Genomic DNA, 14,052 nt, shown 5'->3' on the forward strand with positions numbered 1-14,052 from the left:
GTTAGCCACAGGCGTTGGGCGCAATCCTATGCGCGGGTTGAACTATGTGTCAATTTCGTGAATCGTCTGTATTTAGGCGAAAAAAGTCTAAGGAGAGCCGTTCAGGGCGTGCGCGAGTGTTCATAAAGATGTTCAAAACACATCGCGTTACACTTTTTATGAGCCAAATTTTTGGGAATAGATAACGCGCGCAAATGCAAAGCATTACCATTCGCGCGCATTTTCTTTACTCACTTTTTGGATACATTCTTTGATGCCTGCCTCTCGCCTGACGCCCATCACTTTTGGGCTCTCTGTTCTGCTGTCTGCTGGTTTTGTGAGTGCTACCACGCTGTTGCCCGAGACGTCGATCAGCGCCGAAGCTGACGAAGACGACCCGCGCGTCAAAGAGACCAACACCGCCACGCGCACAACCACTGCGGTGAGGTATGTGCCCCAAGCCATCGATTCAGTCAAAACCGAAAACCTGCGCTCCTACGGCACCAACGATTTGGGCCAGGCGTTAAGCGGCATTCCCAACGTGAGCAGCGGTGCCGACACGCGTTTTGACAGCCTGCGTATTCGCGGTTTTGACGCGAGCAATGACTTCTATCTGGACGGTATTCGCGACGACAGCCAGTACGTGCGCGACCTGCATAACATCGAGCGCATCGAAGTGCTCAAAGGCCCGGCCGCCGTGCTTTACGGGCGAGGCGGCCAGGGCGGTATCGTCAACCGCGTGAGCAAACTGCCGCAAGCCGGGCGCAGCTCCAGCATCGAAGCGCAAGGCGGCAGCAATGATTTGCGCAGCCTGTATGCCGACCTCAGCACCGACCCGAGCGATAACATCAGCCTGCGCTTGAACATGGGCAACCAGGACAACAACAGTTTTCGCGATGGCGTGAGTGGCAGCCGCCAATTGTTTGCGCCGTCGATGAGCTGGCAACTGACGCCCGAACTCAATTGGTTGGTGCAATACGAATACAGCCGTTACAACCGCACGCCAGACCGCGGTATCCCGGGGGTTAACGGTCGCCCGGCGGACGTGAGCCGCAGCAGCACCTACTTTGACAGCCGCGATTACATCGACGACAAGTCCCAGTCGCTGCGCTCCAAACTCGCCTATGAGCTCAACGACAACTGGCAACTGCGCCACACACTTGGCGTGTTCAAGCTCGACAGCGATTTCGACAACACCTACCAAACCGGCTACGACGCCAGAACTAACCAAGTCACGCGCCAGCGCTGGCAGCAAGACCTGACCACCCGCAACGTCTTCAACAACCTTGAGCTGGAAGGCGGCTTTGATACTTTCGGCCTGGAACATCGCCTGCTCAGCGGGCTTGAGCTGGGCAGCCAGCGCCGCGATCCGAAGCTGTACACGGCCACTGCCGTGAACCGCGGTGGGCAAGCGGTACCGAGCCTGAACCTCAATCAACCCAACCGCCACTTAAGCCATACCGGGCGGATGAGTGCGTCGAGTAACAACCACACCGAAGTCGAAAGCCGCGCGCTGTATGTGCAGGACCAACTGCGCCTGAATGATCAATGGCAAGTGTTGGCCGGCTTGCGCTACGACGATTTCGAAGTGGACACCACCAACAAGCTGCTCAACACCGAGCAGGCGGTTAAGAGCCACAGCACCAGCCCGCGCGTGGGACTGGTGTGGACGCCGTTTGAAAATCACTCGTTCTATGCGTCGTGGAGCAAGACCTTTTCGCCGGCGGGCGGCGGCTTGATCGGCATCACCCCGAATGCGGCGGGCAGCGTCAATGACTTGAGCCCCGAGCTGACCAAGCAAAAGGAAATCGGGGTAAAAAGCGACTGGCTCGACGACCGCCTCAGCACCACGCTGGCGGTGTACGAATTGGAACTGTACAACCGCCGCACCAGTGACCCGCTGGACCGCACCATCACCCTGCTCAGCGGCTTGCAACGCTCACGTGGCGTGGAGCTGACGGCCACCGGCAAGCTGGCGGGTAACTGGTCGGTACGCGGTGGCATTGGCCTGCAAGATGCCACGGTCGAAAAGGACAACAACGGCTTTGAAGGCAAGCGCATCAGCGATGTGGCCAAACGTAATGCCAGCCTGTTTGTCACCTGGAAACCGGAAATGGGCTGGTACGCGGAAACCGGTTTGACCCTGGTGGGCGACCGTTATGCCGACAACCTGAACACCGTGGTGCTGCCCGGTTACGGCCGTTGGGACGCGCTGGCCGGGTTCCGTCAAAAGGCATGGGATGTGCGGGCGGCGCTGAATAACATCGCCGATAAAAACTACTACGCCTCGGCGACCAGTGCGGCGCAAATTCAACCGGGGGAACCGCGCAGTTTGGTGGTGACGGGCACTTACAGCTTCTGAATTTTGCCGCGATAACTTGGCCAGCGTGCTGGGCGGGGCGTGTGTGCAGACTGGGCTTTTTGTGCAGACCAGACTTGTGTGCAGATCGGGCTTTGTGTGCAGACCAGACTTGTGTGCAGATCGGGGCCTGTGTGGCGAGCGGGCTTGCTCGCGTTGGAGTGCGCAGCGCTCCCAGGATTTTGGGGCCGCTACGCAGCCCAACGCGAGCAAGCCCGCTCGCCACACAAGCCCGCTCGCCACACAAGCCCGCTTTCCACACATGCCCGCTTTCCACATAGAGCCAGCTCGCCACATAGAGCCTGCTTTCCACACAAAGCCCAGCTTGCCACAACGGCACTAATACTCGGGCTGCGGGTTAGTTTTTCATCAGCTCGCACAACACGCTGACTTCATCCTCACTGAACAACCCCGCGGGGTAACGTTCACTGAACACGCTGCGCAGGTCCGGCGCCCTGACCCTTTTGGAGCCGTTAGCTTTCAACCAGAGCGCCAGCGCGTGGATCTCATCACCGTTAAGCCGCGCCGGGTGGAACGGGCGCGTGTAGATCGGGTTGGTATCGGCATTCATGTGCGCGCTCTCTCCTGCTGCGTGAGCGGCTAACTTACTCAAGGTTTGTGACAGAACTACGCAGCCGTCGCCTTGGGTCACCGTGGTAAACCCGATACAAGCAGTGTGCCAATGTGGCGTATTTATCGGCAGTCACCCACAAAAAAGCCCGCAACCTGGCTGGGCTGCGGGCTCGCTGTGAGCGCTACACCTACGTAGCGCTCAGGTATCACTCAAGCGCTGTTACAACTGCACTCAGTTTTTGTGCGGAGCCGGTTGTTGTTGGGTCAGGCAGTGGATATTGCCGCCGCCCAGTAACAGTTCGCGCCCTGGCACCATTACCACTTCGTGCTGCGGGAACAGGTTCTGCAGAATCTGCTGGGCCTGGCTGTCCAGCGGGTCGTCGAAGCTTGGCGCGATGATGCCGCCGTTGACGATCAGGAAGTTAACGTAGGAACCGGCCAGGCGCACGCCAGGGTTACGTTCCTGGCTGCCGTCGACGAGGTCGACACCGGCGCACTCTTCCTCGGTGGCGTACAGCGGCCCCGGAATCGGCATTTTATGCACTGTTAATGCGCGGCCCTGGGCGTCGGTGCTGTTTTGCAGCACGTCCATGGCGGCGTGGCAGCGCGCGTAGTTCGGGTCTTGCGGGTCGTCGGTCCAGGCCAGCAACACTTCGCCGGGGCGCACGTAGCAGCAGAAGTTATCCACATGGCCGTCGGTTTCATCGTTGAACAGGCCGTCCGGCAACCAGATGATTTTATCCACCGCCAGGTTGGCGCTGAGCACCGCTTCGATGGCCGCGCGATCCAGGTGCGGGTTGCGATTGCGGTTCAACAGGCATTCTTCGGTGGTGATCAGCGTGCCTTCGCCGTCGACGTGAATCGAGCCGCCTTCGAGCACAAAGCCTTCGGTGCGATAACGCGGCGCGCGCTCAAGCTCGAGGATCTTGCCGCCCACTTGCGAGTCGCGGTTCCACGGCGCATACAGGCCGCCGTCAAAACCGCCCCAGGCATTGAAATCCCAGTTCACGCCGCGCACTTCGCCGCTGTTGTTGATCACGAAGGTGGGGCCGGTGTCGCGGACCCAGGCATCGTCGCTGGCCATTTCCACCACGCGAATATTGGGCACGTCGAGGCGCGCGCGGGCGTTTTCGTACTGACCGGCAGAAACGCAAACCGTCACCGGCTCAAAGCGCGCAATGGCCTTGGCCACCGCCACGTGGGCGGCCTGCACCGGCTTGCCGCCCAGGCGCCAGTTGTCCGGGCGCTCGGGCCAGATCATCCAGGTTTGGGTTTGGGGCGCCCATTCGGCGGGCATGTAGAAGCCATCGGCGCGAGGTGTGCTGTGCAGGGTGGTCATGGCGATCAAGGCTCCGAATGGGGTGAAGGCCGACTTTATAACGGATAAAAATCGGCTTTAAAAGCAATAAAAAGAGATGACTCTTAAAATTCACAATAGAAAGCCGATAATAATCGACTATCTGTGACGGGTTATTCAACACCTCCGACAACAAGCAGACGAAGAAGTCCACAGTGCGTCGGCAAATCACCCTCGGCAACCCAGTCGCATCGGCATATTTTCAGAACAAACCGGCCATCAGTGCTGTCAGTCAGTGACGCTGCTCACGCAATTGCGTCGGTTGCTGGATGCTCATCTGTGGGCCAGGCAAACCGGCACTATTGTGACGACTTCTGCGTGTTCAGGCGTCTATATCGCCATTGTCAGGGGCCGTTAATCAAGCCCTCACTCTCTGCGCACTTGCATCGGCCCGATTCACAACTCAAGCTATGCTTAATTCGCCCTGTGTCCGTCTAAGGAAAAGGCTCTCGACATGCGCATTCTCATCACCGGCGGTGCCGGATTCATCGGCTCTGCCCTGATCCGTCATCTGATTCAACACACCGAGCACGAAGTGCTCAACCTGGACAAACTCACCTACGCGGGCAACCTTGAGTCGCTGGCGAGCATCGCGTCTAACAGCCGCTATGAGTTCGTGCAGGCCGATATTATCGACCAGGCCACCGTCAGCGCTGTGCTGGCGCGCTTTGAGCCCCAGGCGATCATGCACCTGGCCGCCGAGTCGCATGTCGACCGTTCCATTGACGGCCCGTCGGATTTTATCCAAACCAACATCGTCGGCACCTACAGCCTGCTGGAGGCCACCCGCGCCTACTGGCAAACGCTGGCTGAGCCTGCCAGGAGCGCGTTCCGCTTCCATCACATCTCTACCGATGAGGTGTACGGCGACCTGCACGGCGTGGACGACCTGTTCACCGAAACTACGCCTTACGCGCCAAGCTCGCCGTATTCGGCCAGCAAAGCGGCGTCCGACCACTTGGTCCGCGCCTGGCAGCGCACGTATGGCCTGCCGGTGCTGTTGACCAACTGCTCGAACAACTACGGGCCGTTCCACTTCCCGGAAAAGCTGATCCCGCTGGTCATCCTCAACGCCCTCGCAGGCAAGCAGTTGCCGGTTTATGGCGATGGTTTGCAGGTGCGTGACTGGCTGTTCGTCGAAGACCACGCGCGCGCACTGCTGAAGGTGGTGACCGAAGGCGTGGTCGGCGAGACCTACAACATCGGTGGCCACAACGAACAAAAGAACATCGACGTCGTGCGCGGCATTTGCGGCCTGCTGGAAGAACTGGCGCCGCAACGCCCGGCTGGCGTGGAAAAATTTACCGACTTGATCACCTTCGTCAAAGACCGTCCGGGCCACGACCAACGCTACGCGATCGATGCCAGCAAGATCGAACGCGAACTGGGTTGGGTCCCGCAGGAAACCTTTGAAACCGGCCTGCGCAAAACCGTGCAGTGGTACCTCGATAACCTGGAATGGTGCCGCAGGGTCCAGAACGGCAGTTATCAGGGCGAACGATTGGGCAACACAGACAGCAAGGATTTGATTGCATGATGAAGGGAATAGTATTGGCCGGCGGTTCCGGCACCCGTTTGCACCCCATCACCCTGGGTGTGTCCAAGCAGTTGCTGCCGGTGTACGACAAGCCAATGATTTACTACCCGATCTCGGTGCTGATGCTGGCGGGGATCAAAGACATTCTGGTGATTTCCACCCCGGTGGATTTGCCGCAGTACCGCAACCTGCTGGGCGACGGCAGCCAGTTTGGCGTGCGTTTCAGCTACGCCGAGCAGCCGTCTCCGGATGGCCTGGCGCAAGCGTTTATCATCGGTGAAGAATTCATCGGCAATGACCCGGTGTGCCTGATCCTCGGCGATAACATCTTCCACGGCCAGCATTTCGGCGATCAACTGCGCAGCGCAGCGCAACGCCCGTCCGGCGCCACCGTATTCGGCTACTGGGTCAAAGACCCGGAGCGTTTCGGCGTGATCGACTTCGACAAAGAAGGCCGCGCCCTGTCGATCGAAGAGAAACCGACGTCGCCTAAATCCAGCTACGCCGTGACCGGTCTGTACTTCTACGACAACGACGTGATCAGCATCGCCAAGGCGGTCAAACCTTCGCCACGCGGCGAGTTGGAGATCACCGACGTCAACAACGCCTACCTTGCGCGCGGCGACCTGCATGTGGAGCGTTTCGGCCGTGGCTTTGCCTGGCTCGACACCGGCACGCATGACAGCCTGCTCGAAGCCTCGACCTACGTGCAGACCATCGAACACCGTCAGGGTTTGAAAGTGGCTTGCCTGGAAGAGATCGCCTACGAGAACGGCTGGATCGACCGTGATTACCTGCTGGAACGCGCCAAGTATTTCGGCAAGACCGGCTATGGTCAGTACTTGTACTCGCTGGCCGGAGACAACAAGTGAATGTAGTTGAAACCACATTGCCCGGTGTGCTGATCCTCGAACCTAAAGTGTTCGGTGACGAGCGCGGCTTTTTCTACGAGAGCTTCAACGCTCGCGCCTTTGAAGAAGCCACCGGGCTTAAGCGTGATTTCGTGCAGGACAACCACTCACGCTCGCAAAAGGGCGTGCTGCGGGGGCTGCATTATCAGCTCGAACACACGCAGGGCAAACTGGTGCGCGTGAGCGCCGGTGAAGTGCTGGACGTGGCCGTAGACATCCGCCGCAGCTCGCCGAACTTCGGCCAGTGGGTGGGTGTGCGTCTGTCAGCGCAGAATCATCGCCAACTGTGGGTGCCGGAAGGTTTTGCCCATGGTTTTGTGGTGTTGAGCGACTACGCCGAGTTCCTCTACAAGACCACCGATTACTACCAGCCGAGCGCCGAACGCAGCATTCTGTGGAATGACCCGACGTTGGCCATCGACTGGGAACTCACCGAAGCACCGCAGTTGTCCGCCAAGGACCAAGTCGGTAAACCTTTGCTGGAAGCCGACCTGTTCCCATGAAAATCCTCATCACCGGCCAACATGGCCAAGTCTCGCAAGAGTTGCAACAGCGGCTCCAGGGCCTCGGCGAACTCGTGGTGCTGGGCCGCGACCAGCTTGACCTGGCCAACGTCGAGCAAATTCGCCAACAGGTGCGCGCGCATCGCCCAGGCTTGATCATCAATGCCGCGGCCCACACCGCGGTCGACCAAGCCGAAAGCGAGCCGGACGCCGCGTTTGCGATCAACGCGATTGCCCCTGGCGTGTTGGCCGAAGAAGCCAAGGCGCTGGGCATCCCGCTGATCCACTACTCCACCGACTACGTGTTCGACGGCAGCAAACCTGCGCCCTACACCGAAGCCGATGTGACGAACCCGCTGGGCGTGTACGGCCAGAGCAAGCTGGCGGGCGAACAGGCGATTGCGGCGGTGGGCGGCGACTACCTGATATTGCGCACCAGTTGGGTTTACTCCAACCACGGCAAGAACTTCCTGCTGACCATGCAGCGCCTGCTGCAAGAGAAGCCGCACATGCGCATCGTCGCCGATCAAATCGGCGCGCCGACGTGGGCTGGCACCATCGCCGACAGCACCCGCGCGCTGATCGAACGCTGGCAGGCAGGCCAGGCCGGTGAATGGGGTGTGTACCACCTGACCGCGCAAGGCGAAACCTCCTGGTTCGGGTTTGCCGAGGCGATTGGTCAACACCTTCGCAGCCAAGGCAAAGCCTGCGCCGAGCTGGAAGCGATCCCTTCCAGCGCGTACCCGACGCCAGCTCAGCGCCCGCTGAACTCTCGCCTGGACTGCAACCGCCTGCAACAGCACTGGCAGGTCGGCCAACCGCAGTGGCAAGACGCATTGCGCGAGTGTCTTGCACAGCCGCACTAGGCATAATGCGCCTGTCCCCACAGGCGCACGATTCCCATGACTCCACCCCTTCCGCGACGACCCCGCTGGCGCAGCCTCGCATTGCTGGCGCTGTGCCTGGCTCCGCTGTTATGGCCGCTGGAGCATTTGGCCGAGCGCTATTACCGCAGCGAACTGGCCGGGCAAAACCGCCAAACCCTCGACCTGTACGTCGCCAACCTGCTCGGCACCCTGCACCGCTATGAGGTGCTGCCGCAAATTCTCGGCGACTTGCCGGCCCTGCGCACCGCGCTGGACGCACCGCACGTCAGCACCAACCTGACCAACGCCAATGTGCTGCTCAAGGACGTCGCCGCCCAGGCCGGTGTGGAAGTGATGTACCTGATGGACACCACCGGCAAGACGCTCGCCGCCTCCAACTGGGACAAACAAGACACGTTTGTCGGGCGCAATTTCTCGTTTCGCCCGTATTTCAGCGAAGCCATGGCCGGACGATTGGGGCGGTTTTTCGGGCTGGGCACCACGTCAGCCAAGCGCGGCTACTTCTTCGCCGCCGCTGTGCGCGATGGGGACAAAATTATCGGCGCGCTGGTGGTCAAGGTAGACCTGGACCACACCGAAAGCCTGTGGGGCAAAACGCCCGAACAATTGCTGGTGACCGATCACAACGGCGTAGTCATCCTGACCTCGCGCCCGCAATGGCGATTTCGCGCTACGCGGCCGCTGACCCCGGAAGAACGCCAGGCGATCATCGCGATCCAGCCCTACCCGACTCGCGACCCGCAGCCGCTGGCACTCAGCACCACGGCGTGGCTGCGCCAGTCCTCGGCGATTGCCGAGACCGGCTGGAACGTGGAAATTCTCGCGCCCAAATCGTTGATCAACCGCCCGGTGCGCACGGTGGTCGCGGTGGGTGGCGCTACGCTCTTGGTGTTGATGCTGTTGCTCGGTTTGATGATGCAACGTCGGCGCCATTACCTGGAGCGCATTGCCTTCGAAGCCAAGGCGCGCCGCGAGCTGGAGATGCGCGTGGTCGAGCGCACCAGCGACCTGGAAGGCCTCAACCGCCGCTTGAAACAGGAAGTGCTGGAGCGCGAACACGCCCAGCAAGAGCTGGTGCGCGCCCAGGACGACCTGGTGCAAGCCGGCAAGCTGTCTGCGCTGGGGACCATGTCGGCGAGCATCAGCCACGAACTCAATCAACCCCTCGCGGCGATTCGCAGCTACGCGGAAAACGCCGAGATTCTGCTCGACCATGAGCGCACCAACGATGCACGCGGCAACCTCAAGCTGATCAGCGAACTGACCGGGCGCATGGCCTCGATCATCGCGCACCTGCGCGCGTTCGCCCGGCGCGACCGCCATGCCCCGGAAAGCGTGGCCCTGCAACCGGCGCTGGACGACGCGCTGGCGTTGCTGGCCAAGCGGCGGCGGTCGATGGAAGTCGAGCTGATCCGCGACTTGCCCGAGGCGACCTTGTGGGTGCAAGCCGGCGAAACCCGGCTGCGCCAGGTGCTGGGCAACCTGCTGGCGAACGCCCTTGATGCGCTCACCGAAAAAGGCCCGCCGCGCAAACTCTGGCTGAGTGCGCAAACCACCGAGCAGGGCGTCAACCTGACCATTCGCGACAACGGCCCGGGCTTTTGCATGGAAGCCCTGGGCCGCGCCAGCGAGCCGTTTTACACCACCAAGACACGCACGCAAGGCTTGGGTTTGGGCCTGGCGATCTGTGACACCCTGATGCGTGCCTTTGGCGGCGAACTGTTGTTCGCTAACCACAAGGAAGGCGGCGCGCTCTTAACCTTGAAATTACGTGCCGGCTCGCCGGGCGTCAGTCTGCAACCGTCCGAGGACCGCAGCGTATGAGTATCGATAACCAGATTCAGGTGGTGTTGATCGACGACGATCCACACCTGCGTCAGGCCCTGTGCCAGACCCTGGACCTGGCCGGGCTGAAAGTCCTGACGCTGGGCGAAGCCAACGGCCTCACCGCGCGCTTGTCACGCGACTGGCCAGGCGTGGTGGTCAGCGACATCCGCATGCCCGGCATGGACGGCCTGGAGCTGCTGGCCGAACTGCACAGCCAGGACCCGGAGCTGCCGGTGCTGCTGATCACCGGCCACGGTGACGTGCCGCTGGCGGTGCAAGCCATGCGCGCCGGTGCCTACGACTTTCTGGAGAAACCTTTCGCCAGCGACGCGCTGCTCGACAGCGTGCGCCGCGCGCTGGCCCTGCGCCGCCTGGTGCTGGATAACCGCAGCCTGCGCCTGGCCCTCAGCGACCGCCAGCAATTGAGCACGCGCCTGGTGGGCCACTCACCGCAAATGCTGCGCCTGCGCGAGCAGATCGGCGCACTGGCCGCGACGCGTGCCGACGTGCTCATACTCGGCGAAACCGGTGCCGGTAAAGAAGTCGTGGCGCGCGCACTGCACGACCTGTCGAGCCGACGCAACGGGCCGTTTGTGGCGATCAACGCCGGCGCGCTGGCAGAGTCGGTGGTCGAGAGCGAGCTGTTCGGCCATGAGCCCGGCGCGTTTACCGGCGCGCAGAAACGCCGTATCGGCAAGTTCGAATTTGCCAACGGTGGCACGCTGTTCCTCGATGAAATCGAAAGCATGAGCCTGGATGTGCAGGTCAAGTTACTGCGCCTGTTGCAAGAGCGCGTGGTTGAGCGTTTAGGCGGCAATCAGTTGATCCCGCTGGACATCCGCATCATCGCCGCCACCAAGGAAGACCTGCGCCAGTCCGCCGACCAGGGCCGCTTCCGCGCCGACTTGTATTACCGGCTCAATGTGGCGCCGCTGCGCATTCCGCCACTGCGCGAGCGCGGCGAAGATGCGTTGATGCTGTTCCAACACTTCGCCGACGAAGCCAGCAGCCGCCACGGCCTGCCGCTGCACGCGTTGCAACCGGGCCAGCGTGCGCTGTTGTTGCGCCATAACTGGCCGGGCAATGTACGCGAACTGCAAAATGCGGCGGAGCGCTTTGCCCTGGGCCTGGAGCTTGCCCTTGATGCCACGGCGGACAACCCTGCCGCCGGCGTGCTGACCTCCACCCCAGGCGGCTTGAGCGAACAGGTTGAGCAGTTTGAAAAAAGCCTGATCGCCGCCGAGCTCACTCGCCCGCACAGCTCGGTGCGCAGCCTTGCCGAAGCACTCGGCGTGCCGCGTAAAACCCTGCACGACAAACTGCGCAAACACGGCCTTAACTTCGCCGACAGCGGCAACCACAGCGCAGACGACGAATGAAATGACCCCGCCCAACCGCCAAGAGGCCACCATGAGCCGCGACAGCCGTTACCTGGAATCTATCCTCCACCATGACATTCCGCTCACGCGGGAAATGGGCCTGAAGGTGCTCGACTGGCAACACGGCCAATTGCAGCTGCACCTGCCGTTACAGGCGAATATCAACCACAAGAGCACCATGTTCGGCGGCAGCCTGTATTGCGGCGCGGTGCTGGCCGGTTGGGGCTGGCTGCGCCTGCAGTTGCGCGAAGACGGTATTGAAGACGGGCACATCGTGATTCAGGAAGGGCACATCAGTTACCCGTTGCCGGTAACGCGCGATGCGACGGTGGTGTGCCAGGCGCCGGAGCAGAAGCTGTGGAAGCGCTTTGTGGCGACCTATAAGCGTTATGGCAGGGCGCGCTTGGCGCTGCAGACGTGGATTGTGAATGAGGGCGCTGAGGAGCACGCAGTGGCGTTTACCGGCCAATACGTGCTGCACCGCTAGCGGCACTGCAAAAATACCTGTGGAGAGCAGGCCTTTGTGGCGAGCCCGCTTGCCACAGCAGCCCTATCATCCCTCAGCTCTGGCCAGGGTCAGCAGGCGCTCGCGCCATTCGGCATTGGCGGGCAGCGCCAGAAAGAACGGGTTCAGCAACGACGCGCGCGCCGGGTAGCTGAACGGCTCACCGCTCAATTCCAGCACTTCGCCGCCCGCGCCTTCCAGCACGCCCTGTGCTGCGGCAGTATCCCATTGCGAGGTCGGCGCCAGGCGCGGGTAGCAATCGGCGCTGCCTTCGGCCAACAGGCAGAACTTCAGCGAGCTGCCGATATTCGCCAGCTTCAGCTCACCCAAACCCTGGCTCAAACCGTCGAGCAAGCGTTCCTGCTCAGGGCTGGTGTGACGACGGCTGGCAACCACGGTAAACGCCTCACCGGCCGCAGGGGTTTGGCGCACCTGAATCTGCTTGGGCGCTTCGCTAACATCTGAACGCCACGCCCCCAAGCCCGCGCCACCGAAGTAGCAGCGACCGCTGGTGGGCATCGAGACCACGCCAAACACCACGCGGCCTTGCTCGATCAAGGCGATATTGACGGTAAATTCTTCGCTGCCGGCGATAAATTCCTTGGTGCCATCCAACGGGTCCACCAGCCACCAGCGCTGCCAGCCGGCGCGCACGCTCTGGTCAATATCCGCGTCTTCTTCAGACAGCACCGGGATGCTCGGGTCGAGCGCGGTGAGGCCTGCAAGAATCAGATGGTGCGCGGCCAGGTCCGCCGCCGTCACCGGCGAATCGTCGGCCTTGGAAGTCACCGCCACATCGGCACGCCAATACGGCAGGATCACTTCACCGGCCTGGCGCGCCAACTCAATCACCGGGGCAATAAACGGGTGGCCCAAAAACAGTTCGCTCATGCGCTGAACGCTCCACGCTGGGTCAGCAGGTCGCGTACCAGGTACAGCGCCGCCAGCGCGCGGCCTTCGCTGAACTGCTCGTGTTGCGCCAGTTGCGACAGCTCACGCAGGTTGACCTTGTCTACGCGCATCGGCTCGGGTTCATCGCCTTCAAGGCGTTCTTCGTACAGATCAGTGGCCAGCACCACCTGGATTTTCTGGCTCATGTAACCCGGCGACAACGACAGCTCGGTGATGTGTTCCAACTGCCGGGCGCCATAACCTGCCTCTTCCTTGAGCTCACGGTCGGCGGCCGCCAGCACGTCTTCACCGGGCTCGATCAGCCCTTTGGGCAACGACAACTCGTATTCGTCAGTGCCGCCGCAGTACTCTTCAATCAGCAACGCGTGATCTTCATCGATCATTGCCACGATCATCACCGCGCCGTAGCCGGCACCACGGCCTACCAGGCGCTCGTAGGTTCGCTCAACGCCATTGGAAAAGCGCAATTGCACTTCCTCCACGCGGAACAAACGGCTACTGGCGACTATTTCGCGGGCGAGGACGGTGGGTTTCTGGCGCATAAGCGGCTCCTTGGCGTGATCGGGTTACTATACCGTGGCTTTTCCGATTGTCTGTGTCGGATATTTTTACTTACATGAGACCTCCGCATGCCCTCTTTGCCCTGGCACGCCATCGACACTGTCCTGCTGGACATGGACGGCACCTTGCTCGACCTGCACTACGACAACCACTTCTGGATGGAACACTTGCCGCAGCGCTACGCCGAGCTGCACGGGGTAAGCCGGGCCATGGCCGAAATGGAATTGCAGCCACTGTTCGAACGCAATGCCGGGCAGTTGCAATGGTATTGCCTGGATTTCTGGAGTACCGAACTGGCGATTCCAGTGCGCGAACTCAAGCTGGAAACCGCCCACCTGATCGCCCTGCGCCCGGACGCGGACACCTTTCTGGCGGCAATCAAACAGGCCGGCAAGCGTGTGATCCTGATCACCAACGCGCACCGCGATTCGCTGTCACTGAAGTTGGAACGCATTGAACTGGCGCCGTATTTCGAGCGGCTGATCAGCTCTCACGACTATGGTTTTGCCAAGGAAAGCCCGCAGTTTTGGGATGCCCTGCAAGCCGACATCGGCTTTGACCCGGCGCGCAGCCTGTTTATCGATGACACCTTGCCGATCCTGCGCAGCGCAAGGGCGTTCGGCGTGGGGCATTTGCTGGCGGTCAAAGAGCCGGACAGCAAAAAAGGCCCTAAGGACACCGGGGAGTTTGCAGCGGTAGGCGATTACCGGGATCTGATTGTCGGCCTTTAATCAACTGTGGGAGGAGGCTCGCCCCCTCCCA

At 61.3% G+C, this 14,052-nt stretch carries 13 protein-coding genes; 9 read left to right on the plus strand and 4 right to left on the minus strand.

All coding sequences use genetic code 11. The features are described 5' to 3' along the window. Positions 1-253: 253 nt before the first annotated feature. Positions 254-2,341, plus strand: a complete 2,088-nt coding sequence (locus tag AO240_RS27970) for a TonB-dependent siderophore receptor (RefSeq protein WP_099241013.1) — start codon at positions 254-256, stop codon at positions 2,339-2,341. A gap of 355 nt (positions 2,342-2,696) precedes the next feature. On the opposite strand, the gene AO240_RS27975 is transcribed toward AO240_RS27970, so the two are convergent. Then, positions 2,697-2,909, minus strand: a complete 213-nt coding sequence (locus AO240_RS27975; protein ID WP_099241015.1) for a hypothetical protein — start codon at positions 2,907-2,909, stop codon at positions 2,697-2,699. Between the two features lie 234 nt (positions 2,910-3,143). Further along, a complete protein-coding gene (gene aguA / locus AO240_RS27980; protein WP_099241017.1) occupies positions 3,144-4,250 on the minus strand; it encodes an agmatine deiminase in 1,107 nt (368 codons plus the stop codon). Positions 4,251-4,722: 472 nt separating this feature from the next. On the opposite strand from aguA, the gene rfbB reads away from it, so the two are divergent. Genes rfbB through AO240_RS28015 form a run of 7 tightly spaced genes read left to right on the plus strand, consistent with a single transcriptional unit; the run spans position 4,723 to position 11,799 of the window. Continuing rightward, a complete protein-coding gene (rfbB, locus tag AO240_RS27985; RefSeq protein WP_099241019.1) occupies positions 4,723-5,805 on the plus strand; it encodes a dTDP-glucose 4,6-dehydratase in 1,083 nt (360 codons plus the stop codon). After that, positions 5,802-6,677 carry a glucose-1-phosphate thymidylyltransferase RfbA gene (gene rfbA, locus AO240_RS27990; protein ID WP_099241021.1) on the plus strand — a complete coding sequence of 292 codons (876 nt, stop codon included), beginning with the start codon at positions 5,802-5,804 and terminating at the stop codon, positions 6,675-6,677. Before rfbB ends, rfbA begins: the two co-directional genes overlap by 4 nt. After that, complete coding sequence (gene rfbC, locus AO240_RS27995; RefSeq protein WP_058413107.1) at positions 6,674-7,219, plus strand: dTDP-4-dehydrorhamnose 3,5-epimerase; 546 nt, start codon at positions 6,674-6,676, stop codon at positions 7,217-7,219. Before rfbA ends, rfbC begins: the two co-directional genes overlap by 4 nt. Continuing rightward, positions 7,216-8,085 (plus strand): dTDP-4-dehydrorhamnose reductase, encoded by an 870-nt coding sequence (rfbD, locus tag AO240_RS28000; RefSeq protein ID WP_099241023.1) that lies wholly within the window; start codon positions 7,216-7,218, stop codon positions 8,083-8,085. Before rfbC ends, rfbD begins: the two co-directional genes overlap by 4 nt. Positions 8,086-8,121: 36 nt before the next feature. Further along, positions 8,122-9,930, plus strand: coding sequence for an ATP-binding protein (locus AO240_RS28005; RefSeq protein ID WP_099241025.1), 1,809 nt, complete (start codon positions 8,122-8,124; stop codon positions 9,928-9,930). Beyond that, positions 9,927-11,312 (plus strand): sigma-54 dependent transcriptional regulator, encoded by a 1,386-nt coding sequence (locus AO240_RS28010; protein WP_099241027.1) that lies wholly within the window; start codon positions 9,927-9,929, stop codon positions 11,310-11,312. The genes AO240_RS28005 and AO240_RS28010 overlap by 4 nt, the downstream gene beginning before the upstream one ends. Positions 11,313-11,343: 31 nt before the next feature. Next, complete coding sequence (locus tag AO240_RS28015; RefSeq protein WP_099241086.1) at positions 11,344-11,799, plus strand: YiiD C-terminal domain-containing protein; 456 nt, start codon at positions 11,344-11,346, stop codon at positions 11,797-11,799. Between the two features lie 66 nt (positions 11,800-11,865). Here AO240_RS28015 and cysQ read toward each other — a convergent pair whose 3' ends face one another. Further along, complete coding sequence (gene cysQ / locus AO240_RS28020) at positions 11,866-12,708, minus strand: 3'(2'),5'-bisphosphate nucleotidase CysQ (RefSeq protein ID WP_099241029.1); 843 nt, start codon at positions 12,706-12,708, stop codon at positions 11,866-11,868. Next, entirely contained in the window at positions 12,705-13,271 is a 567-nt protein-coding gene (gene nudE, locus AO240_RS28025; protein ID WP_099241031.1) for an ADP compounds hydrolase NudE, read from the minus strand. Before nudE ends, cysQ begins: the two co-directional genes overlap by 4 nt. A gap of 87 nt (positions 13,272-13,358) precedes the next feature. Between nudE and yrfG the strand changes: the two genes are divergently transcribed. Beyond that, positions 13,359-14,021 carry a GMP/IMP nucleotidase gene (gene yrfG / locus AO240_RS28030; RefSeq protein ID WP_099241033.1) on the plus strand — a complete coding sequence of 221 codons (663 nt, stop codon included), beginning with the start codon at positions 13,359-13,361 and terminating at the stop codon, positions 14,019-14,021. Positions 14,022-14,052: the final 31 nt, after the last annotated feature.

The organism is Pseudomonas sp. ICMP 460, assembly GCF_002723595.1.
Classification (GTDB): Bacteria; Pseudomonadota; Gammaproteobacteria; order Pseudomonadales; family Pseudomonadaceae; genus Aquipseudomonas; species Aquipseudomonas kitaguniensis.

Bases quoted from the DNA above. Each gene is read 5' to 3' on its own strand.
- AO240_RS28005 (WP_099241025.1), top strand. From the start codon at position 8,122: ATGACTCCACCCCTTCCGCGACGACCCCGCTGGCGCAGCCTCGCATTG.
- yrfG (WP_099241033.1), top strand. From the start codon at position 13,359: ATGCCCTCTTTGCCCTGGCACGCCATCGACACTGTCCTGCTGGACATG.
- AO240_RS27970 (WP_099241013.1), top strand. From the start codon at position 254: ATGCCTGCCTCTCGCCTGACGCCCATCACTTTTGGGCTCTCTGTTCTG.
- AO240_RS28010 (WP_099241027.1), top strand. From the start codon at position 9,927: ATGAGTATCGATAACCAGATTCAGGTGGTGTTGATCGACGACGATCCA.
- cysQ (WP_099241029.1), bottom strand. From the start codon at position 12,708: ATGAGCGAACTGTTTTTGGGCCACCCGTTTATTGCCCCGGTGATTGAG.
- rfbA (WP_099241021.1), top strand. From the start codon at position 5,802: ATGATGAAGGGAATAGTATTGGCCGGCGGTTCCGGCACCCGTTTGCAC.
- rfbB (WP_099241019.1), top strand. From the start codon at position 4,723: ATGCGCATTCTCATCACCGGCGGTGCCGGATTCATCGGCTCTGCCCTG.
- aguA (WP_099241017.1), bottom strand. From the start codon at position 4,250: ATGACCACCCTGCACAGCACACCTCGCGCCGATGGCTTCTACATGCCC.
- AO240_RS28015 (WP_099241086.1), top strand. From the start codon at position 11,344: ATGAGCCGCGACAGCCGTTACCTGGAATCTATCCTCCACCATGACATT.
- nudE (WP_099241031.1), bottom strand. From the start codon at position 13,271: ATGCGCCAGAAACCCACCGTCCTCGCCCGCGAAATAGTCGCCAGTAGC.
- AO240_RS27975 (WP_099241015.1), bottom strand. From the start codon at position 2,909: ATGAATGCCGATACCAACCCGATCTACACGCGCCCGTTCCACCCGGCG.
- rfbD (WP_099241023.1), top strand. From the start codon at position 7,216: ATGAAAATCCTCATCACCGGCCAACATGGCCAAGTCTCGCAAGAGTTG.